General features: G+C 34.2%; 18 protein-coding genes. 8 read left to right on the top strand and 10 right to left on the bottom strand.

Annotated features, from left to right (window positions below; all coding sequences use genetic code 11):
- Nucleotides 1-75: 75 nt before the first annotated feature.
- A complete protein-coding gene (locus AABD74_RS14145; RefSeq protein ID WP_406843256.1) occupies nucleotides 76-3195 on the bottom strand; it encodes an efflux RND transporter permease subunit in 3120 nt (1039 codons plus the stop codon).
- A 96-nt stretch (nucleotides 3196-3291) separates the two neighbouring features.
- The gene (locus AABD74_RS14140; protein WP_232682928.1) at nucleotides 3292-3615 is read right to left on the bottom strand and encodes a DUF6660 family protein; all 324 of its coding nucleotides are present in this window, start codon (nucleotides 3613-3615) and stop codon (nucleotides 3292-3294) included.
- Between the two features lie 240 nt (nucleotides 3616-3855).
- Between AABD74_RS14140 and AABD74_RS14135 the strand changes: the two genes are divergently transcribed.
- Together AABD74_RS14135 and AABD74_RS14130 are read left to right on the top strand one after the other, a co-directional pair.
- Nucleotides 3856-4977, top strand: coding sequence for a hypothetical protein (locus AABD74_RS14135; RefSeq protein ID WP_232682926.1), 1122 nt, complete (start codon nucleotides 3856-3858; stop codon nucleotides 4975-4977).
- Nucleotides 4978-4986: 9 nt separating this feature from the next.
- Nucleotides 4987-5760 carry a porin family protein gene (locus tag AABD74_RS14130; protein WP_232682925.1) on the top strand — a complete coding sequence of 258 codons (774 nt, stop codon included), beginning with the start codon at nucleotides 4987-4989 and terminating at the stop codon, nucleotides 5758-5760.
- Nucleotides 5761-5966: 206 nt separating this feature from the next.
- Here AABD74_RS14130 and AABD74_RS14125 read toward each other — a convergent pair whose 3' ends face one another.
- The 7 genes from AABD74_RS14125 to galA all read right to left on the bottom strand — a co-directional run bounded on the left by AABD74_RS14125 (nucleotide 5967) and on the right by galA (nucleotide 16266).
- Complete coding sequence (locus AABD74_RS14125; RefSeq protein ID WP_406843255.1) at nucleotides 5967-7181, bottom strand: ATP-binding protein; 1215 nt, start codon at nucleotides 7179-7181, stop codon at nucleotides 5967-5969.
- A gap of 436 nt (nucleotides 7182-7617) precedes the next feature.
- Entirely contained in the window at nucleotides 7618-8403 is a 786-nt protein-coding gene (locus AABD74_RS14120; RefSeq protein WP_406843254.1) for a hypothetical protein, read from the bottom strand.
- 1768 nt (nucleotides 8404-10171) lie between these two features.
- A complete protein-coding gene (locus AABD74_RS14115; RefSeq protein ID WP_232683190.1) occupies nucleotides 10172-10411 on the bottom strand; it encodes a Rho termination factor in 240 nt (79 codons plus the stop codon).
- Between the two features lie 186 nt (nucleotides 10412-10597).
- A complete protein-coding gene (locus tag AABD74_RS14110; protein ID WP_232683189.1) occupies nucleotides 10598-11653 on the bottom strand; it encodes an NAD(P)-dependent alcohol dehydrogenase in 1056 nt (351 codons plus the stop codon).
- 73 nt (nucleotides 11654-11726) lie between these two features.
- Nucleotides 11727-12131 (bottom strand): cupin domain-containing protein, encoded by a 405-nt coding sequence (locus tag AABD74_RS14105; RefSeq protein WP_406843253.1) that lies wholly within the window; start codon nucleotides 12129-12131, stop codon nucleotides 11727-11729.
- 227 nt (nucleotides 12132-12358) lie between these two features.
- Nucleotides 12359-13228: a helix-turn-helix domain-containing protein gene (locus AABD74_RS14100; protein WP_406843252.1), complete on the bottom strand. Its 870-nt coding sequence runs from the start codon at nucleotides 13226-13228 to the stop codon at nucleotides 12359-12361.
- A 221-nt stretch (nucleotides 13229-13449) separates the two neighbouring features.
- A complete protein-coding gene (gene galA, locus AABD74_RS14095) occupies nucleotides 13450-16266 on the bottom strand; it encodes a beta-galactosidase GalA (protein ID WP_406843251.1) in 2817 nt (938 codons plus the stop codon).
- A gap of 210 nt (nucleotides 16267-16476) precedes the next feature.
- Between galA and AABD74_RS14090 the strand changes: the two genes are divergently transcribed.
- Genes AABD74_RS14090 through AABD74_RS14075 form a run of 4 tightly spaced genes read left to right on the top strand, consistent with a single transcriptional unit; the run spans nucleotide 16477 to nucleotide 19478 of the window.
- Nucleotides 16477-16860, top strand: a complete 384-nt coding sequence (locus AABD74_RS14090; protein WP_232683184.1) for a hypothetical protein — start codon at nucleotides 16477-16479, stop codon at nucleotides 16858-16860.
- Nucleotides 16861-16877: 17 nt separating this feature from the next.
- A complete protein-coding gene (locus AABD74_RS14085; protein WP_232683183.1) occupies nucleotides 16878-17756 on the top strand; it encodes a chromate resistance protein ChrB domain-containing protein in 879 nt (292 codons plus the stop codon).
- 46 nt (nucleotides 17757-17802) lie between these two features.
- Nucleotides 17803-18303 (top strand): hypothetical protein, encoded by a 501-nt coding sequence (locus AABD74_RS14080; protein WP_406843250.1) that lies wholly within the window; start codon nucleotides 17803-17805, stop codon nucleotides 18301-18303.
- 14 nt (nucleotides 18304-18317) lie between these two features.
- A complete protein-coding gene (locus AABD74_RS14075) occupies nucleotides 18318-19478 on the top strand; it encodes a chromate transporter (RefSeq protein ID WP_406843249.1) in 1161 nt (386 codons plus the stop codon).
- 160 nt (nucleotides 19479-19638) lie between these two features.
- Here the strand turns inward: AABD74_RS14075 and AABD74_RS14070 are convergent, their stop codons facing one another.
- A complete protein-coding gene (locus AABD74_RS14070; RefSeq protein WP_406843248.1) occupies nucleotides 19639-20133 on the bottom strand; it encodes a TlpA family protein disulfide reductase in 495 nt (164 codons plus the stop codon).
- 374 nt (nucleotides 20134-20507) lie between these two features.
- Between AABD74_RS14070 and AABD74_RS14065 the strand changes: the two genes are divergently transcribed.
- Both AABD74_RS14065 and AABD74_RS14060 read left to right on the top strand, forming a co-directional pair.
- Complete coding sequence (locus tag AABD74_RS14065) at nucleotides 20508-20810, top strand: helix-turn-helix transcriptional regulator (protein ID WP_012025367.1); 303 nt, start codon at nucleotides 20508-20510, stop codon at nucleotides 20808-20810.
- 6 nt (nucleotides 20811-20816) lie between these two features.
- The gene (locus AABD74_RS14060; RefSeq protein WP_406843247.1) at nucleotides 20817-21923 is read left to right on the top strand and encodes an NADH:flavin oxidoreductase; all 1107 of its coding nucleotides are present in this window, start codon (nucleotides 20817-20819) and stop codon (nucleotides 21921-21923) included.
- The last annotated feature ends 100 nt before the right edge of the window (nucleotides 21924-22023 follow it).

Below are 22023 nucleotides of genomic sequence, written 5' to 3'. Positions count from 1 at the left end.
ACGCAAATTATTATTTTCATTTTTTTAATTAAATCTGTTTGAGTCTGCTAAAATCTGCAGAATCTGCGTGAAAAATCATTTTACTTTGCGGTTAAACTTCTCTAACATTAAATACAAAATTGGTAAAACGATTAACGTTAATAAGGTTGCAGAAATTAAACCGCCAATAACTACCGTTGCTAAAGGTTTCTGTACTTCTGCCCCGCTGCTAGTGGATAATGCCATTGGCAAAAAACCTAACGAAGCTACGGCTGCAGTCATTAAAACGGGACGTAACCTTGTTTTGGTTCCGATGATAACTCTTTCAAGCGGATCGAGAATTCCTTCTGATTTTAATTGATTGAAATTGGAAATCAAAACAATTCCGTTAAGAACCGCAATTCCGAATAAGGCAATAAATCCAATTCCGGCAGAAATACTAAACGGCATTCCTCTCAGCGAAAGTGCAAATACACCGCCTATTGCTGACAACGGAATTGCTGTAAAGATTAAAAGCGCCTGTTTATAGCTCTTAAATGTAAAATACAGCAATGTCAAAATCAATCCTAAAGCAATTGGCAATGCAATCGAAAGTCGTTTTGTGGCTTCGATTAAATTTTCAAATTGTCCGCCATACGTTACATAATAACCGGCAGGAAGTTTAAAATCTTTATCCAGTTTTTGCTGAATATCTTCTACAACGGTTTTTATATCTCTTCCACGAACGTTTAAGCCAACAGCAATTCTACGTTTTCCGTCTTCGCGCGTAACCTGCACCGGGCCTTGTTCGTAATCTACCGCTGCAACTTGCGAAAGTGGTACTTGCTGCCCGTTTGGCAGCGGAATAAACAAGTTGCTGACATCGGTAATATCAGCTCGATTGTCCTGATCCATTCTTACTACAACATCAAAACGTTTGCTTTCTTCATAAATCTTTCCTGCACTTTCTCCCGCAAACGACGAACGAATAATCTGGTTGATGTCTGAAATGTTCAATCCATATAAAGCGATTTTATTGTAATCGTATTTTATTGTAATTTGAGGTAATCCGGTTACTTTATCAGCTTTTAAATCTCCAATTCCTTCGATGTTTTTAATTTTAGAAATCAATTCTGATGCTTTTGAATCCAGAATTTCCAGATCATCACCAAAAATTTTAATGGCAATATCGCTTCGGCTTCCGGTCATTAATTCGTTAAAACGCATTTGGATGGGCTGTGAAATCTCGATATTGGCTCCCGGAATCACTTCCATTTCTTCTTTCATGGCGTTTGCCAGTTCTTCCCAATTATGATATTTGCCTTTCCATTCTTTTTTGTCTTTTAAAACAATAATCAAATCACCGCTTTCAATAGGCATTGGGTCGGTTGGAATTTCGCCGCTCCCTATTTTGGTTACGATCGTTTTAATTTCAGGGAATTTGGCTTTTAAAATCTGTTCGTATTTTGTCGTAGTTTCTACCATCTGCGTAAGCGAACTTCCGGTCATAATTGAAGCGTTTATGGCTAAATCGCCTTCTTCAATTGTTGGGATAAATTCTCCTCCCATATTCTGAAAAACAATAAGTGCTAAAGCAAAAAATCCTAACGAAACTCCTAAAACCACTTTTTTTAATGCTAATGTTTTACTTAAAAATGGGGTATATAAATTCTCAAACCAAAGCATCATTCTGTCGCTGAAATTTTCTTTGTGTTCCGGTTTTTTCGAAAGAAACAAAGCACTCATCATAGGTACATACGTCAGCGAAAGTATAAAAGCTCCAATTACGGCAAAACCTACTGTCATGGCCATTGGCTTAAACATTTTCCCTTCGGTTCCAATTAAAGCGAGAATAGGTAAATACACTATTAGAATAATAATTTCTCCGAAAGCGGCACTATTCCTGATTTTTGAAGCCGAATTGTAAATTTCAGCATCCATTTCTTCCTGAGAAAGCTCTTTTTTATGTTTAAGTTTCTGCAGATGATGCATTGAAGCCTCTACAATAATAACAGCTCCATCGACAATAATCCCGAAATCTATTGCGCCTAAACTCATTAAATTTCCGCTTACGCCAAAGGCATTCATTAAAATAACAGCAAACAGCATCGCGAGCGGAATTACCGAAGCCACAATCAATCCTGCACGAAGGTTTCCTAAAAACAGGATCAGAACAAAAATAACAATTAAAGCTCCTTCAAGTAAGTTTTTGGTAACGGTGCCAATGGCATTATCAACGAGTTTTCCCCGGTCAATAAAGGCTTCGGCTGTAACACCTTCGGGCAGGCTTTTATTAATCTGAATCATTCTTTCCTTGACCCTGTCAACAACGGCGCTGGAGTTTTCGCCTTTCAGCATTAAAACTAAGCCAGAAACGATTTCTCCTTTTCCGTCTTTTGTCGATGCTCCGTAGCGCAATGCAACACCTTCGCGAACCTGCGCTACATCTCGCACGAGAACGGGAGAGCCATTTCGGTTTTTAACTACAACATTGCCCAGGTCTTTTACGCCTTTTGCCATTCCGACACCGCGAATGAAATAGGCATATTGATCTTTTTCTATATAAGCGCCTCCGGTATTTTGATTGTTTTTTTCGAGAGCGTCAAAAATTTCGGTAATCGTTACGCCCAGACTGTTTAATGTGTTTGGGTTTACGGCGATTTCGTATTGTTTTAGTTTTCCGCCCCAGGCACTTACTTCGGCAACACCTTTTACACCTTGCAATTGCGGAATAATAATCCAATCCTGAATGGTTCTTAGCTTTACTGCGTCGTATTTGTTTTCGTAGCCTTTTTTGGCATAAACATCATATTGATAAATTTCTCCAAGGCCTGTAGTTATTGGGGCTAATTCCGGCGAACCTGCATAAGCGGGAATGTTTTCCCCGGCTTGTTTTAAACGTTGAAATATTTGTTCACGCGCCCAGTAAATATCGACATCGTCTACAAACACAACGGTTACAACAGATAGGCCAAAACGGGAAATACTGCGTAGTTCTATAATATCCGGAACTGTTTTTACTGCTTGTTCTAACGGATACGTTATTAATTGCTCTACTTCCTGACTTGCCAAAGTGGGTGCTGTGGTAATAATCTGAACTTGATTATTGGTGACATCCGGCAGGGCATCAAGCGGCAATTTTTTAAGCGAATAGCTTCCCCACGCTATTAAAACGAGGGTAAATAATAGTATAACGAATTTGTTTCGTATACTAAACTGAATGATTTTATCTAGCATTTGAAATATATAATGACATGAGAAATTAGACAAAAGTTTGTCTTATCATTTTGTGGAAAGTCCACAACTCTTTAACCCAGAATTAACCGGGCATCATTATGATATTTGAGGGGGCTGCCAAATACTTCCGTAGAAATTAGAAGTAAATACAGAATTGTAACTTGGTAAAGGGATTGAAATTTTTGTGCAAGCCGAAGAAAACTCAAAGCTTGGAGATGTCTGGTAACTTAAAACCTGTGCGCCGCAGCAATTGCAGGCGCAGAATGGAGAACACAGATCATTGTCTTTATCATGCGAATGATTTTCTTCTGATGAAAACCGGGCTGTTTTATGCATAGCACTGTTCACTTCCATATCTGCACAAGGCATATTTGAAAGTGCCATCAAATAAATTGACATGACTATTGCTATCCATTTCATATCTGCAAAAATAGCATTTATTCTTTTTCCTTTAAAAAAAAAATATAAACCACTGATTATTAGAGATGTTTTAAGAAAAAAAATACAAGGATAGAAAATTTTAATTAACTTTAACACTAATTAACATACTAATAATCTAAAAAGTTTGTAATTGATTCTCTTTTTTGCGTTTATTTTGTAAGATAAAACATATATTTGCCTTCTTTGTTTTAAAAACTAACCATTATAAAATTCAAATCCATGAAAAGTAATTTGTTAATAACCGCGTTTTTATTATTGTTTTCTATTCAAATTTTTGCCCAAGTTTATACTGATAAAATTGTAGGAGAAAAAAACCAGGAGTTAAAAGACAGTCTTAAAGTAGAGAAATATCCATATGCTTTGCCTATCTGGGGAGAAAAAGTAGCCCAAAAAGGGTATAATTTACCATATTCAGCAGGATTGTCTGTAAACTACTTTTGGCAGGATTCTGAAATTGTAATAAGTAATTTAGAGGTTGGTTTTAATAACGGCCCGCTTTACAATCTTGATGAAATAGTACGTTTCGATAAATCTTCTGTTGAAGCTGGTGCATTGACCATACGACCAGATATTTGGTTACTTCCTTTTTTAAATATTTATGGAATTTTTGGTAAAGCTAATACAACAACAAAAATAAATGCCGGAATCTGGGTTCCGGATGCTGATAATAATTGGTCTGAAGTTGCATCGTTTGGTACATCTGCAAATTTTGATGCTACTACTTTTGGTTTTGGTATGACGCCCACAATTGGTATTGGCGGCGGATGGCTGGCATTAGACATGAACATGGCCTGGACAGATATAAGTGCGCTGGATAAACCTGCATTTTCTTATGTTTTTGGTCCAAGATTGGGTAAAACGTTTAAGTTTCATAAACCGGAACAAAATATTGCAATTTGGGTTGGAGGTTTTAGGGTTCACATTAATGGCGGTACTAATGGAAATCTTGCTTTATCGGATATTTTTGATTTGAGTACTGCACAGACTAAAGTGGATAATGGTTTGGCAAAAGTATCTGAAAACCAAACAAAAGTCGACACTTGGTGGGATGGTTTAACTCCTGCGCAGCAGTCTAATCCTAGTAACATTGCAAAACATAATACTGCAAATCGTGCTTTAGAAAGAGCGGGGACTTTTTTAACCACTTTAGACGGGGCTTTGAGTACTGCAGATCAATCTACTATTCAATATTCATTGCAAAAAAGACCAAAAGATATGTGGAATTTTATTGTGGGAACACAGTTTCAATATAATAAACACATTATGTTTAGACTTGAAGCAGGCTTTTTAGGAAGCCGTACACAGGCTTTGGCTGGTTTACAATATCGTTTTGGATTATAAAATTACTTTATGAAAAAAGTTTTAGTATTGCTCATTACAATATGCTGCATCAATCAGGCAAAATCGCAGGTTTTAATTTCTTTGATTTTTGGTGATAAACTAAATTCTCCTTTTTTAGAGTTTGGCTTAGAAGGCGGCATCAATCTTTCGGATATTTCTAATCTTGAAAGCTCGGGAATGAACCCCGGTTTTAATCTTGGTTTTTATTTTGATATCAGGTCAAAGCAAAATCCTGCCTGGATGATTAATACAGGAGTGATTGTAAAATCTCCTATGGGCGCGCGGCAGATTCCTGTTTATTCTTTAGAAGATGAAAATCTGGATAATACTTTTGCGGGAGGAACTGTTGATCGTGAAATTCGATATTTTAATGTTCCTATTTTGATTAAGTATCAGTTTAAAAATCGAATTTATCTTAAAACGGGACCTCAGTTTGGACTTTTGGCTTCTGCTTTTGATCAGTTTAAAAATGAAATCAATGATAACGATGTTGTTTACAAGAAAAAAATCAGGGATCAAATCAGGGTTATTGATGCAGGAGTTGCTTTTGGTACGGGATATCACATGAATGTGGGCAACGGATTAAATATTACGATTCAATATTATTACGGACTGGTTCCTGTTATGAAGGGCGATGGGCCTAATGTTTACAACAGATCTTTGTATTTTACCGCCGGAATACCTATTGGGAAAGGAAAAGCAGCACAAAGACGCGCTGAAAAAGAAGCCGAACTCAATAAAATTATCCTTCCCGAAGACGAAGTTCCTAAACCTAAAAATTAAATCAATTGTATTGAATTATTCTGCAATTCTGGTTTTTCATCGTTATCTAGAGTATAATAATATGGTGTTCCAAACAACTTCCTGCGTATAATTAACCAAGGAATTACCATTTATAAGCTTATAACGGTGATAAACTAATCGTAAAACCCAATAATGAAATCTGGTGAACTAATCGGCTGATTTTTTTTAAACCTTACATTCTGTATTTATTCGTGTTTTAAAGGAAGAACAATAATAAATCTTGCTCCCTTGCCTACTTCACTTTTAGCAGTAATTAATCCGTTGTGTTTTTCGATGATTTTTTTGGCAATTGCCAATCCAATTCCGGTTCCTTCATACATCCGGCGATCGTTTAAACTCTGAAAAATAATAAAAATTCGGTCGAGATAAGCTTCATCAAAACCAATTCCGTTATCTTTTACAATAATTCTGCAGTATTTCCCTTCCGGAGAGGCTGGGCTGTCGAAAGATTTATCGGAGATTAATTCTGAGGTGATTTCGATTACCGGCGGATTTTCTGTGTTGGAGAATTTAAGGGCATTTCCAATCAAATTCTGGAATACTTGTCGAAGCTGACTCGGAATACTCTCAATTGCTGGGAGTTCTGTTGTTTTAATTGTCGCATTTTTTCTCTCGATTAAATAATCAAAATCAGAAAGCACATCTTGTAAAACAATATTTAAGTTGGTAATTTCAGGTTTAACCTTTGCAGATAAACGGGAATAAGCAAGAAGATCTGTAATTAAGGTCTGCATTCTTTCTGCAGATTTTATGGTTCTGTCGATATAATCAATTCCTTTTTCATCATTTTTTAAATAAAGCTCTTTGATTATTTTTATAAAAACCTGAATCTTCCGTATGGGTTCATTCAAATCGTGCGAAACTACCCAGGAAAACTGCTGTAATTCGTGATTTTTCATCTCCAATTCTTCGTTTTTCAAAACCAGTTTCCTTGTTCTTTCGGCGATTTTAGTTTCGAGGTTATCCTGTGCTTCTTTTCTAATTTTAATTTCTTTAGAAAGCAGGTCTTTTATCTCTTTTAATTCGTTTTGCTGTTCGTAAATTTTAATGAAATTTTTTACTTTCAGCATTAGCAGATCAGTATCGACAGGTTTTGTAATATATTCTACAACACTGGTTTCAGAACCTTTAAAAATGTATTTCTTTTCAATATTTAAAGCTGATAGGAAAATTACGGGAACATCTTTTGTCTGCTTATTTGCAGAGAGAATTTTAACTACTTCAAAGCTATCGAAATCCGGTGTTTGAACGTCCATAATAATAAGACAGTAATTGTTTTTTAATATCTTTTTCAGGGCTTCTTCACCAGACTCGGCGGTATCTACATCAATATTATGTAATTCTAATGTTTTCTTTAAGGCAATAATATCTGCCTTGATATTATTTATAATTAATACCATGCCGTAGTGGGGGAATAAAGCGTTAAAAGAATTAAAATATATTTGAAAAATCGTTTTTAGGCTATCATTTTGAACATCTGATCCTATTCAAAAAGGCAGTCAAAACTTTCAAATGTATAAATTAAAAGCACAAAGCATTTTTATCCAAAATCAAATTCGTTACATAATTCCCATGTTGGCAAACCAGCTTTAATTGTTTTTTTTTTAGGCGCTAAGGCTCTAAATTTTCAAGGCCCTGAGTTTTTCTCTGCAATAGGCTTAGTTTTTCAATCCAGACAGCTGTCTGGATTGAAAAACTAAAAAATCAGCACAAATCAAATTAAATCCGCGCGAAAAAACAAAACCCGCGCAAACCCGTGCAGCCTGTGGTCTATAAAAATGAAAAAACAGCTTTTTAGAAAGCTGTTTTTTCATAATAGCAGTTATTGTCAGCCGGCTAATTTTTGATTATATGGTTTAAATGAAAATGATATTTTGATCTAAAATGTCTAGCTGCAGCAAGTATTACAGAAAAATTCATGGCAAAAATTCGTTTGATTTCACTAACCGGTTTCATTGTCAGATTAACAACAGGATCAAAGGCTCTTGGATAATTAGAACTGTGACGCACTACTTCTGTTTCTATAATATTCATTATAATACTTTTTTTAAGCTGCGTTCCAACAAGTCCTTTTTCCGGAACTGTGTTGTATTCTTTTATCTTATCTGATATTTTTAAATTTTCTTTTCCAATGTAAATGTAATTTCCGGAATCGTTTGTAAAATGGTGTATAACCTGCGAAACCAGTTCAGCATTTTTATTATCAATAGTCGGTATTCCTAATAATGTAAATTGTATGCGTTTATGATTTTCAAAATACAAAACGCTATTTATTACTGAAGAATTGCTTAAAACAGCCGATTGATTTTTGTTTAGTATCTTCTTTTCTCCATTTGCGCCAAAACTATGGCTTACATTTCCGTTTTCGCAATAAACAAAAAAGACAGGTGCTGTTTTAAATGATTCAATACTTAAACTAACCTCGTGGTTAAATTCAAGATCAAAATGCATAAATAAAACTCTGTCGTCAAATCGGGTTCCTTTAATAGAACCTTTTGTCCATTTTGAATTTATTTCTAAATTATATTCATTGTTATCAGCAGTAAGTTCACCACCAAAACTATCTTTAAAATCGTTAAAAACGGCATCAAATCCCCCAGAATTTATGTAAAGTTTTTTCATTTGCTTTATGGTTTTAAAAAAGCAGCTTGTATTTATATACAAAATCAACTTTTGGTTTTTTCCTCATTTTATATAATCTAAATTTCGTACTTATTGCAAATCAAACTCTTATACAATTTCAATTAGAAATTTCATAATTTTTAGTTGGTAAGGAACAAAGGTGCAAAGCAGCAGAGAAACAAAGGTCTTTTACATTCTTAAACAAACCTTTTGAACCTTTGAGTGAAGCTCAAAAAAAAACAGCTGCTCCAGAATAAATCTGGAACAACTGATCCTCAGCAAAATAAAAATACTTATCTATTTTATTTTATGTAAGTTGACTGATTTCTATATATAGTCGGTTTCATGTTTTGCTCTTTTTTATGATTTCATGGGTGTTAAGATTATAAGATTAGTTAATTCAAATTTCATCATTAAAAACAATGAAAATTAACTCTATTAATTTTAATATTAGCTCATTCAAAAACAAAAAACAAACCGAAATTTATTTTATAAATTCTAAACTTTATTCAAAATATACAGTATGTTGATTATCCTAAAAAAACTTATTTCTGTTTAAGAATTACTAATAACAAAATTGGCTTTGAAGATGAATATAAAGTTCGAAGCTGTAGTTTTTTTAAATATAGTAAAAAAAACTAATATATTGTATTACAAGTATTTAAACTAATCATGTAAAGCAATAATTTAAGTTAATGATTAAAATAAAACACATCAGAAATTCCGCGTAAACAAATATAAACAAGCAGCAAATTTTGAAAATAGTTTGTAGCAACTGTTGATGGCCTTACACAGCAAAACGTGATATCATTTTCTAAAAACCGTTAAAATCCCTTGATATCACTGGGTTTTTACAGAAAAATTAAATTATTTTTTTGAATTTCAAATCTAAATTCCTGATAATTTACTATAATCTTTCTAAAGCAAAACAATAACTCGCGAAAACTAAAATAACACGTAGATAAGCTTTTCTTTTAAACCTGTTTTGCAGACATTATAAAATTCTGAAAGAAGATTTCAAAGCCCTAAAAATTGTTTAATATGTATAATTTCTTTAAGCGTTTTTACCAAAAAAGAAAATTTATCGGTACTTTACTGCTTCAATTATTAAAAATTACAAGCATCAAAAACATCTTAAAGTTTTAATTAAATTTAAATAACATAAAACACTGGAAATTAAACAAAAATAATCATTGATATGTCATATTGTCAGGATGTAAAATCCACTTCAAACACCGATTATTACAGCCTGAATATCTATTAAAACTTCATTTTTCAATTTATGCTCCTGTTGATAATTATTATAGAAAAAAAATCGCCGCTTTTCTTCCCTGTCATTTTTTTTATAACGGGTAAATTGCATCTTTTAGATTTTTTTTTGTGAGTATGTCTGCCAATGTTATTTGAGTTCGAATTTCTTTTTTTAATACAAAAACTAAAAACTGTTAATCGAACATTCGGCTGTAAATTCCTTAATTTTTTCTGGTGGAATTTTTCAAGTCAAAAATTCAGGATGAATAAAAACATCTTTGCTCCAATCGTAATATTGATACTGAGCCTTCCTGAATCTTTACTGAACAAGTATAAAAGTTGATTTCTCTGCTTGTAAACACTAAATGCAACTTTGATGCAATATTGTTTTTTATTAATTAAGCAGACACCTGAACATCATTAAACGGATTAAAATTGTGAAAAATTAAAAATGTTTTTCCCTTATTTTATAGAATCGTTTATCTCTCAAACGTTACAAATTGTGCAGCATTTTACTCTAATTAGCTCTTAAAGATTTTATCAAACTTCTTTTATTCATATAAGAACGTCCTGAAATCCCCACCTTTTTAGCTTGTTCATAGAGTTCTTCCTTTGTCCATTCTTCATAAGGCCTTGCTCTTCCGCCTTTTTCTCCTGCATCTGGTGTATTCGCAATACGCGCCGATTTCTCTTTACTGTACCCCTTTTTAACAAGGGCTTCGTATTGTGCTTCGTTTTTAATTCTTGAATCTGGCATGACTTAATAAATTAGATTAGTAATTAGTTGTATGGTTAAGTCAAAGTTCCCTAAAAGAAAGATTTTTCTGTTATATAATTTTGGTTATAACTTTCATAGTTATGAGTTTTTGGTTTTGGGTAAAAAAAAATCCTATTCGCTAAACGAATAGGATTATATCAAGAAAAAACTTAGGATCTTAGCAGCTTATTTTAAAGACGCCATATCAATTACAAAACGATATTTGATATCTCCTTTTAATAATCTTTCGTAAGCATTGTTCACATCATTTACACCAATTATTTCGATATCGGATGTAATGTTGTGTTCTGCACAGAAGTCTAACATTTCCTGAGTTTCAGCGATTCCGCCAATTGCAGATCCTGCAAAACTTCTTCTTCCTAATATAAGACTGAATGATGTTACAGGAAGCGGATCCATTGGGGCACCAACTAAAGTCAATGTTCCATCTACTTTTAATAAATTTAGGTATGAATCGATGTTATGTTCTGCAGAAACACAGTCTAAAATAAAATTCAGGCTTTTAGCATATTTAGCCATTTGTTCCGGATCTGTAGATAAAACTACCTCGTCTGCACCTAAACGTTTTGCATCTTCGGTTTTAGATAACGAAGTGGTAAAAACCACAACATGAGCACCCATTGCTTTTGCCAATTTAATTCCCATATGCCCTAAACCGCCAATACCAACGATTCCAACTTTTTGTCCAGGACCAACTTTCCAGTGTTTTAAAGGAGAATAAGTTGTGATTCCTGCGCAAAGTAAAGGTGCAACTCCCGCAAGGTCTAATTTATCTGAAATGTGCAGCACAAAACTTTCATCTACAACAATGCTTTCAGAATAACCTCCAAAAGTTTGTATTCCGCCTAAATGTTTGTCTGGAGAGTTGAATGTCAAAATACTTCCTTCATCACAATATTGCTCTAAATCATTTTTGCAATTCTCACATTCTCTGCAAGAATCAACCATACATCCTACTCCGGCTAATTCGCCAACTTTGAAATTTTTAACGTGATCACCAATTTTTACAATTCGGCCCACAATTTCATGTCCGGGAACAATTGGGTAAATCGTTCCGTGCCATTCATTTCTTGCAGAATGCAGATCAGAATGACAAATTCCACAATATAAAATTTCAATTTCTACGTCATGTGCCTGTACCGCGCGGCGTTTAATATCTAATGTTTTCAACGGTGCTTCGGCAGCTTCTGTACCAAAGGCTTTTATGTTTTTTGTTTCCATATTGTTTTTTTAGTTTGTTTCAGGTTTCAAGTTTCAGGTTTCAAAAAACTTATAATCTTAGCATCTTAGAAACTTAGTGACTTAACAGAAAATACTCTCCATCAGTTACTTTTTCTAACCAGGTTCCGTGGCCTTTATCAATTTCTGTAATAATGGCAACATACGAAAACTTATCAAATGGAGTTGCTCCATACCAATGTTCTACTCCCGGTAAAATTGTAACTACTTCATCCTTAAGAAGTATTCGGGCTGCGCTTCCTCTTTCCTGATAATAACCTATTCCATCTTTTGCAATGAGCATGTGCAGACTAGCATTTATATGCCAGTTGCTTCTTGCACAAGGTTCAAAAGTAACTTCCTTAATAACAGTATTTTCAGGATGAATATCACTGCTTTGTTTCTTATAGGAAACGTCGCCCGTCATATATGTACCAGGGACTTTTCCTTCTTCGATAACGGCTGAATAATTTGTTGACATAAATTTAGTTATTTTTTTGAGATTTACTTTATTAAAATTACTTATATATTTCATTATCAGAATTATAAACTAAATTTAAAAAGCTAGAATCCGCTTTATGAAGTATTTATTTAGTCTGTCGAAAACCGATAAATTATTTTACTGTTGTAATTTCAAAGCAAAATTAGCTCAGGAATGCGTTCCGGAAATAACAATATTCAAACAAAAAATTATGAAATTGAAACAATTTACATTCTCAACGATTTCGGAATCGTTCCTGTAAGTCTTTTAAAATAGTTATTAAAATAACTCGGATATTCAAAACCAAGCGAATAACCAATGTCTGAAATACTCCAGTCCGTATGCTGCAATAAAGCTTTTGCTTCGCTAATAATTCTCTCGGTAATATGCGCCGTTGTTGGTTTTCCTGTAATTTCTTTTACAGAACGATTTAAATGATTTACGTGTACGGCAAGGCTCTGCGCATAATCCTGAGGCGTTTTTAATGCCAAAGGTTCGTCTTTTGTTTCTATTGGGAATTGTCTTTCTAATAATTCTAAAAATAAAGACGTAATTCTTGCAGAAGCATTTTTATGTTTAAAGAAGTTGTCTGACGGCTGCATTTTCATCGATTCATGAATAATCAAGTTGACATAACTGCGCATTAAATCGTCTTTAAAAACATAATCAGTTTCATATTCCTGAATCATTTTTTGAAACAATGAATCTATAAATATCTTTTGTTCAGCATTTAAAGAAAAAATTGGCGTTCCTCCTATTTTAAACAAAGGTGATTCGTGAAGTGTTTCTGAACGGTCTTTTGCTTTCAGAAATTCTTCTGTAAAAACGCAGGCATAACCTTCATAACCCTCAGAAACAGTTTCCCATGAATATGGAATAATTGGATTACCAAAAAACAGAATAGTTCCATCAGTTTCTATTCCGCGATCAGCATATTGTATAATACTTTTACTCGTGTTGATACAGATTTTATAAAAATCCCTGCGGCTGTAAACGGGAATTTTACTTAAATCTCCATTTATCTGATATACTTTAAACCCCTTCAGCTTTAAATCTGAAGTAAAATCGCAATTCTGAGTTTCTATTTGATTATTCATTTTGCAAAGTTATGAAAATCAAATATATTTTTAGTTTATTTTGTTTCAGGTTTCTCCCGAGGCTTCGGGATCAGGTTTTTTAACCGCAAAGGCGTAAAGGTTTCGCAAAGGTCGCAAGGTTTTTTAAACTGGAGTCGAATAATCTCGCAAAGTCGCGAAGACGCAAAGTTTTATTTCTCATTGCGTGCTTTGCGTAAACCTTTACGCCTTTGCGGTTAAAATTAATTCTTCAAACTTGATGCCCGTAATCCTTTCGCGGAAGCGAATAAAACAACTTCTCCCACATTTTCCTCTTTTTGGATTATGATTTGTGCATATCCGTTAAAAAGCTTTCTTTTCCAAGGTTCAGCTGGCGTTATTACCTGAATAACTCCCGGATTTGTGTTCATAACGTCCCAGTCTTTTATTTTTTGTAATGGAGTTACGGCAATATGAATCGTATTTTTTCCTTCTTTCAAAATCGCCGAATCTAAAATATACTTTTGAGGATCTTCGGTACTTGCATTTACTTTATTTCCATTGATAAAAACTACCGTTTCTACTCCTATTTTCTTGTAAAAGAAACTCACGATATTGGAAGCTAAATTGTTTTTTAGCTCAAATTCGCCTTTATAAATATAAGATGATGCCTGGTTTTTATAATCCCGATCTTTAAAAGCTGTTTTCCAATCATTTTCAGGATAATTTTGTAATTCCTGAGGCAAAGTAACAGTTGTTCCTTTTTGTTCCTGAAAATTAGTTATTTGAACTAATGAAAGAGCATCAAGAAACTGATCTTTTTCTAAAGAAATTGGATCGCCGTTACCTACTCCCAAAATCTTTCCGCCTTTTATTGAAAATGTAATTTCATCACTGGCTGTTGGAACATGTAAATCATTTTTATCTGTAACCTCAACTGTTACAACCGTTACTTTTGAATTTTGCACATTTTCTTTATCTACAGAAAGTTTAATGTTTTCAGCTTTTTCAGTTGTTTTTTGAATTTCGGTCAATACTTTTTTTCCATTTTTATATCCAATTGCTTCCAGAGTTCCCGGCATATAATTTACTTTCCATTCTAAATGGCTGTTTTGCTCCATTTTCTTTTTCCCGAGACTTTTTTTGTTCAGGAAAAGCTCTACCTCATTACAATTAGAATGTACCCAGACATCAATTTCTCTGCCTTCCATTCCGCTCCAGTTCCAATGCGGCATAATGTGTAAAACAGGTTTGTTTCCCCACCATGATTTTAAATAAAACACATTATCTTTTGGGAAACCGCACACATCCATCATTCCGAAATACGACGTTACAGACGGCCAGCCATAAGGCGTTGGCTCTCCACGATAATCAAATCCTGTCCAGATAAACATTCCTGCCAGATATGGTCTTTCGGCATAAAACTTCCAGCCCTCTTCTATGCTGTAAAAAGTCGGGCGCGGTTTTCGGTCATAAGCACTTTGATAATGTTTGGCATCATCTGTAAAATAAATGCCGCGCGTTGCAAAAGTTGAACCTTCTTCTGTTCCCATTCCGGGTTGGTTTTTAAACTGATTTCGATGTGCGTCGATATCACCGTTTCCAAGATAATTATAGCCCATAATTTCAACTACAGACGAAATCCCGCTTTTAAATCCGCTGCTGATTCCCACTGTTACAGGTCTTGTTGGGTCAATATTTTTTGCATAATTCTGCATTACATTCGTAATACGTTCGCCCACAATATTGCCTTCAATATTCCATTCTTCATTTCCAACAGACCAGCAAAAAATACTCGGATGATTTCGGTCGCGCTCCATCATTCGCTTTAAATCATTTAAATGATAATCGTTGATCCCCATCAAACGTGTTTCATCAATTACAAGCATTCCTAATTCATCGCAAGCTTTTAACAGTTCGGGCGTTGGCGAATGATGCGAACAACGATAGGCATTCGAGCCCATTTCTTTCAGTTTTTTAATTCGGTAATACTGAATATCATCTGGCAGTGCCGTTCCAATTCCCGCATGATCCTGGTGATTATTGGTCCCTTTTAATTTTAAAGGTTTTCCGTTAAGGAAAAAGCCCTTTTCCGGGTCGAATTCAATAGTTCGAATTCCAAATGTGGTTTCATAACTATCAATTGTTTTTCCGTTCTGCTTAATCTGCGTTACTAAACGATATAAATTAGGTGATTCAATACTCCATAAAAGCGGGTGCTCTACATATAATTTTGAACTATGAGTAATTGTTTTGTAAAATTCAGGGGCCAGTATACTTTCAGAAAAATTTGCAGCCTGCTTGTTTTCAGCATTAAAAATAGTCTGAATTATTTCGATCGATCCTTTATAATTTCCTTTATTTTCAACCGTAACATCGGCAATAACATCAGCATCATTATTTTTAAGTTCTGATGTTACATAAGTTCCATTAACTGCTACATGAACCGGATTTGTTTTCTGTAAATAAACATGTCTGTAAATCCCTGCGCCTTCATAAAACCAGCCTTCTTCCATAGATGCATCGGCACGAACAACAATTGTATTTTCTCCTCCATAATTAACATAAGCCGTTACATCATATTCAAATCCGTTATAACCGCTTTGTTCTGTTCCCAAATAATAGCCGTTAAAAAATACTTTTGAGTTTCTAAAAACACCGTCAAATTTTAAACTGATAATTTTACCATTATCAGTTTCCGGGATATTGATTTTTTTTCGGTACCAGCCAATGCTTTTTTCAGGAAAACCTTTTCCGGCAGTTTTAAATCCATGGCTAAAACTTCCTTTTTCGCTAAACTCCTGTTCAACTGCCCAATCGTGAGGCAGATCTAACTTTCGCCACGCACGGTCATCAAAGTCTTTTGCCGCCGGACCATCCCCAAATCCGGTTTTGGTTAAATAGGAAAAATAGCCTGCTGCGTGTCCAAAATCTTTTTCTGTATCATATAAATGACCAAATGAAAATCGCCAGTCCTTATCGATTAAAATCAATTCTCTTTCTGATTTTTGGGCGGAAGCCAGACCTGAAATCAAAAAAATCAAAAACAAAAGAATTCTTTTAAAAAAAATAATTTTCATAAAAATGCGGTTAAATAAAGTTAGAATGATAAAATTATGGTATAAAAATGATTTAAGTCGATAATATTTTATCAAAACCTACACATAATAACTCCTTGTAAACGATCTTAAAATAATGATTAAAATTTAGAATCATTCTATTGGCTATACTTTTTTAAATGATTTTGATTTGGTGTAATTTTATATAAAATTTAAAAAAACAAATATTGTATGAGTGTTATTAAAGATGAAAAAAAGCTTCTTAGTACCATTAAACGTATCGATGAAAAGATCGATAAGAATAATGACCAAAAGATACTTGCCTTTTTTGAATCTCTTGGATTAACAGAAAGAGATGATGTTCCCAAAAATTTTCTGGATTGGGATACGATTCTTATTATCGTACCCAACCGTCATATTTCGCATGAATTAAAATATTATAAATATTCAATATCAAGACTTTTCTTTGTAACAAACCCGTATGCTGATCAAATTCATATTTATGATTTTGACGAATGGAAAAGTGTAACCCGAAATAAAACGCAGTTTCAGATTAGAGAGTTGATGAAAACTAGTTTTGGCGGCGTAAAGAAAACTTCAACAGAAAATGATTAATTTTTAGCCTTATCAAAATGAAATGGATAACACGTGAAAGGCCTAAAATTGACAGAATCGCCTGCCCATGGCTGATCAAAAAATTTGTTGATGCTGATGCCGAATTTATTTATGTTCCTTTTAATGAAGTTTTAGAGAAAGCAAAAAAATTAGATGCAATTCCGTTTGATATTCCAGATGTAGAATTTACGCATTATAATGAAGATTGCACTTTTGATTACATTGTAAAAAAGTATCAAATTGACGATCCGGCTGTTTTAATTATGGCAAAAATTGTTCGCGGCGCCGATACTGACCGCCACGATCTTGCGAAAGAAGCTGCCGGACTTTGGGCAATTTCTGCCGGGCTTTCGCACAACATTACAAACGATGCCGAATTATTAGAAACCGGATTAAAACTCTACGATGCACTATACAGCTGGGCAAAACATTTGTACAAGCAGAACCATCTGCAAAACAGTCCGTTCGAAAATTTACTTCACGAAGTATACAAGAAGTTTTTAATTGAGAAAAAAAGCAGTCAAAAAACGCCTTTGTGGGTAAAAGAATTAAAAAATATAATTCAGGATCAAATAGATGCGCAGTTTACTTTTGATTTAAAGAAAATCTCCAATGATTTAGAATTAAATCCATCCTATTTGTCAAGAGAGTTTTCTAAATATTTTGAAGACCTGAATTTTGGTGAATATGTTCGAAAACTGCGAATTGAAAAAGCGATCAATTTAATTCAAAATTCAACTTATACCTTAACTGAAATTGCTTATATGACAGGGTTTTCAGACCAAAGTCATTTTACAAGAATATTTAAACTGCAAACGGGAAAAAATCCTTCTTCTTACAGAAAAAACAGGCTGAAAAGTAATTCAGATACAAAAGGTAAACAGCGTTCTATTTAAAAAATCTCATTATTAATAGCTTTGTTTCTTAATTAACAAAACTATTATGATTTCATTCAGACACATTTTCGTAATCACTTTATTATTTTTTAGTTATAATTCATTTTCTCAAACTACATATCCAAAAATTACGGGTTATTTTGGAATCATGCACCCTATTGCAACTTTTAGCAATGAACAGACAAGTATAAATTTTAGAGATTATTATGCCGTAGGTTTTCCTACCGGAATCAATATTTGGAAGAGTCAAAAAATAGGTTTTTCATTTGAAGTTGTTCCCAACATTAGAGTACAGGGAAACAGTGATAAAGTAACCAATTTATTATTTCATCCCGGCGTTTTAGTCGCACTGGGAAATGGTTACACATTTGCCGGAAGAGCAGCTTTTGAAAGCAGCGGAAGATACGGTATAACTCCTGTAATTAATAAAACGGTCATAAAAAGCAATAACTGCAGTTATTTTGCCGCTCTGCCTCTGCCTGTTCGTTTTGGTAATGATCACCCTGCATCGTTTACTGTTGGCTTTCAATTTGGAATTGCTTTTTAAAAATATCCTTATCAATGACAGCTGCAAAATATTCATTAAAAGAATTAGCTTTATATTTTCTAAAACTGGGAACAATAGGTTTTGGAGGACCAGTTGCACTTGTAGGATATATGCATAAAGATTTAGTCGAAAATCGCAAATGGATTTCTGAAGAAGAATACAAACAGGGTCTGGCTTTAGCCCAATTAGCTCCGGGGCCATTGGCTGCTCAATTAGGAATCTATTTGGGATTTGTGCATTATAGACTAATAGGAGCTACTTTAATTGGGTTTGCATTTATTCTGCCTTCCTTTATTATGGTTGTTCTTTTAGGAATTATATATAAATTATATGGAGGGCTGCCCTGGATTCAAGCTGTATTTTATGGCGTTGGTGCAGCCGTCATTGGGCTTATAGTCGTAAGTTCGTACAAACTTACCGTAAAATCTATTGGTAAATTTAATATCGAGTCTTTTAGAACAAACTGGTTATTATGGTTGTTTTTTCTTATTACTTTTAGTATAACATTTATCATGCGGCAAGAACCGGTCTTGTTATTTATTGCGGCAGGATTTTTATATATGATCATTAAATCACCTCCTAAATGGTGGAACTCAAAATCTATAAATTCAATATTGCTCCTGCAGGTTCCTTTATGGAATTATGAAAGTAAAACGTTAATCAAAATTGCCATTTTCTTTGCCGAGGCAGGAACATTTGTATTTGGAAGCGGGTTAGCCATTGTACCTTTTTTACATTCAGGCGTTGTAATTGAAAATCATTGGTTAACAGAGCAGCAATTTTTAGATTCTGTTGCTGTAGCAATGATAACACCAGGCCCGGTAGTAATTACTGTTGGGTTCATCGGTTATTTAGTTGACGGATTTTTGGGTGCTCTGGTTGCTGCCTTAGCCACATTTTTACCCTGCTATATATTTACTGTTGCTATGGCACCTTATTTTCATAAAATTGCAGGAAATAAATCGGTTAAATCATTTGTTGATGGAATTACGGCAGCAGTTATTGGTGCTTTGGCAGGTTCGGTCCTTGTAATTGCTTCCCAAACTATAATTGATATTCCAACAGTTCTTATTGCTGTAATAACAATTATTACTTTGTTCCGTGTCAAAAATCTGCCTGAACCTTATATAATAATCATTGCCGCTTTATTTGGCTTATTTATTAAACTTATATAGTATTTTAATTCAGCATCGAACGAAAACAATTATTCATCAAAAGTCTGTAACTAAGACCAATTCTTGAATCATAAATTATGTAAATATTGAATTTCATTACTTGTAAAGTTCATATTTTTTTTTGCTAAGAATACCAAAAACATATCAGCTTGAAACAAAATTACTGCGCTGTCAACAAACTATTAACCATATCTTCCAACGCTTTTCCGTGAATGTTTTTAGCAAGGATAATTCCGTTTTTGTCTATTAAAAAATTTAAGGGAACTGATTGAAGCATATAATCTCCCACAACCGGAGATTTCCAATATTTTAGATCACTTACTTGTATCCATGGTAATTTTCCTTTAGCAATAGCCGCTAACCACAAAGGTTTTTTAGTATCCATAGAAACGCTGTAAATCGAAAATTTATCCGGATAAGCGTTGTATAATTTCAATAATGCCGGTTGTTCTTTAATACATGGTCCGCACCACGAAGCCCAAAAATCGACTAAAGTCAAAGAACCTCGCAAAGATGAAAGCACCACATTATTGCCTTTTGTATCAGGAAGATCGATTTCTGGCGCTATATCACCAATATCAGTACCTACAACCTGTGCTTTTGAACTGGTTATTACACAACATAAGAATCCTAAAATAAGTAGAGTTTTTTTCATAATTGATTAAGTTTATTTGTTTTGGAGAACATTTTTTAATCTCGCAAAGGCACAGAGACACCAAGCTTTTTTTAAGTTTTTTCAATTGAATTGCCTCCGGCTTTAGCTGGAGGTTTATAAAAATTAGCCCGAAAGGCTTTAGCCAAAAATATACAGTTTGGCTAAAGCCCTTTTCCCACCTTTCTCAATATCTCCAGCTAAAGCTGGAGGCAATTGAAAAAACTTTGCGCCTCTGCGACTTTGCGAGATTAATACATAAGCAAATATAATTTTTCTTTCCTAAATTCTTCATCATTTCTCCTCCTCCATCATAAAATTTTCCTAAAAATGTTTCTTTAAATTGATATATCGGGAAAAGTCGATATATTTGCCCTATGGAAAATATAGAAATTTTTAAGGCGCTCTCTAACAAATCCAGATTGCAAATGCTGGAATGGCTGAAGGAACCCGAAATAAACTTTCCCGGACAGCTTGAACATGGCGGATTTGAACACGGTGTCTGCGTGGGACAAATTCAGGCCAAAGCCGGTTTGACACAATCTACAGTATCAGAATATCTGTCTATTTTACAACGTGCCGGATTCATCGAAGCCAAACGTGTTGGACAATGGACTTATTATAAACGTAACGAAGGTGCCTTTGAAGCACTCAGTAAATTAATTCAATCTAATTTGTAAATTACTATGAGTACAAACAACCTGTTTTCGCCATTTAACTTAAAAACGTTAAATCTAAAAAACCGAATCGTAATGGCGCCTATGACGCGCTCTTTTTCTCCTAACGGAGTTCCAACTGATGAAGTAGCTGCTTACTACCAAAAAAGAGCTGAAGGCGAAGTTGGTTTAATATTATCTGAAGGAACTGTTATCGACAGACCTTCTTCATCAAATGATGCTAATGTGCCGCATTTTCACGGGGATTTAGCTTTAAACGGATGGAAAAAAGTTATTGAAAAAGTTCATGCTGCAGGCGGAAAAATGGGCCCGCAGATCTGGCATATGGGAATTATGGATAACCACCATTCAGGATGGGTTCCGCCAGTTCCTTTTGAAGGTCCGTCTGGATTAAACCGTCCTGATTTTAGAAACGGAATTACAATGTCTGAGAAAGATATTGAAAACACCATAATTGCTTTTGGCCAGGCTGCAGCTGATGCTAAAAAATTAGGTTTTGATACTGTTGAAATTCACGGTGCACACGGTTATTTAATTGACCAGTTCTTTAGAGCTGAAACGAATTTACGTGAAGACATTTACGGTGGAAAAACTTTGCCGGAACGTAACCGTTTTGCTATTGAAGTAATAAAAGAAATCAGAAAGCAAGTAGGAAATGATTTTGCAGTTATTATGCGTTTTTCTCAGTTTAAACCTTCTGATTACAATTATAAACTGGCTAAAAATCCACAGGAATTAGAAGCCTGGCTTACACCGCTTGTTGACGCCGGAGTTGATATTATACACGCTTCACAACGCAGATTCTGGGAACCTGAATTTGAAGATTCTGATTTGAATTTTGCAGGATGGGCTAAAAAAGTAACAGGAGCTCCAACAATTACGGTTGGTTCTGTTGGTCTTTCAAGCGATTTCTTTGGTGCTTTTGCCGGAGAAAGTTCTGAGCCAACTTCTTTAGAAGAATTAAACAGACGTTTCGACAGAGGTGATTTTGATTTAGTTGCCGTAGGAAGACCATTATTATCTGACCCAAACTGGACTGCTAAAATTAAAGCCGGAAAAACAGAACAGTTAAAAGGTTTTAGTAAAGAAGCTTTGGGTGCATTGGTTTTAGAATAATTTTTTAAGGTACTGAGGTGCTAAGATTCTGAGATACTAAGTTTTTATGTTCTCTTTTTTAGAATAACTTTATAGACAAAAGGGATAAACGTAATTGTTT

Origin of the sequence: Flavobacterium soyae (genome assembly GCF_045348165.1) — a bacterium.
GTDB lineage: Bacteria > Bacteroidota > Bacteroidia > Flavobacteriales > Flavobacteriaceae > Flavobacterium > Flavobacterium soyae.
This window is presented reverse-complemented; position numbering and strand designations above follow the sequence as displayed.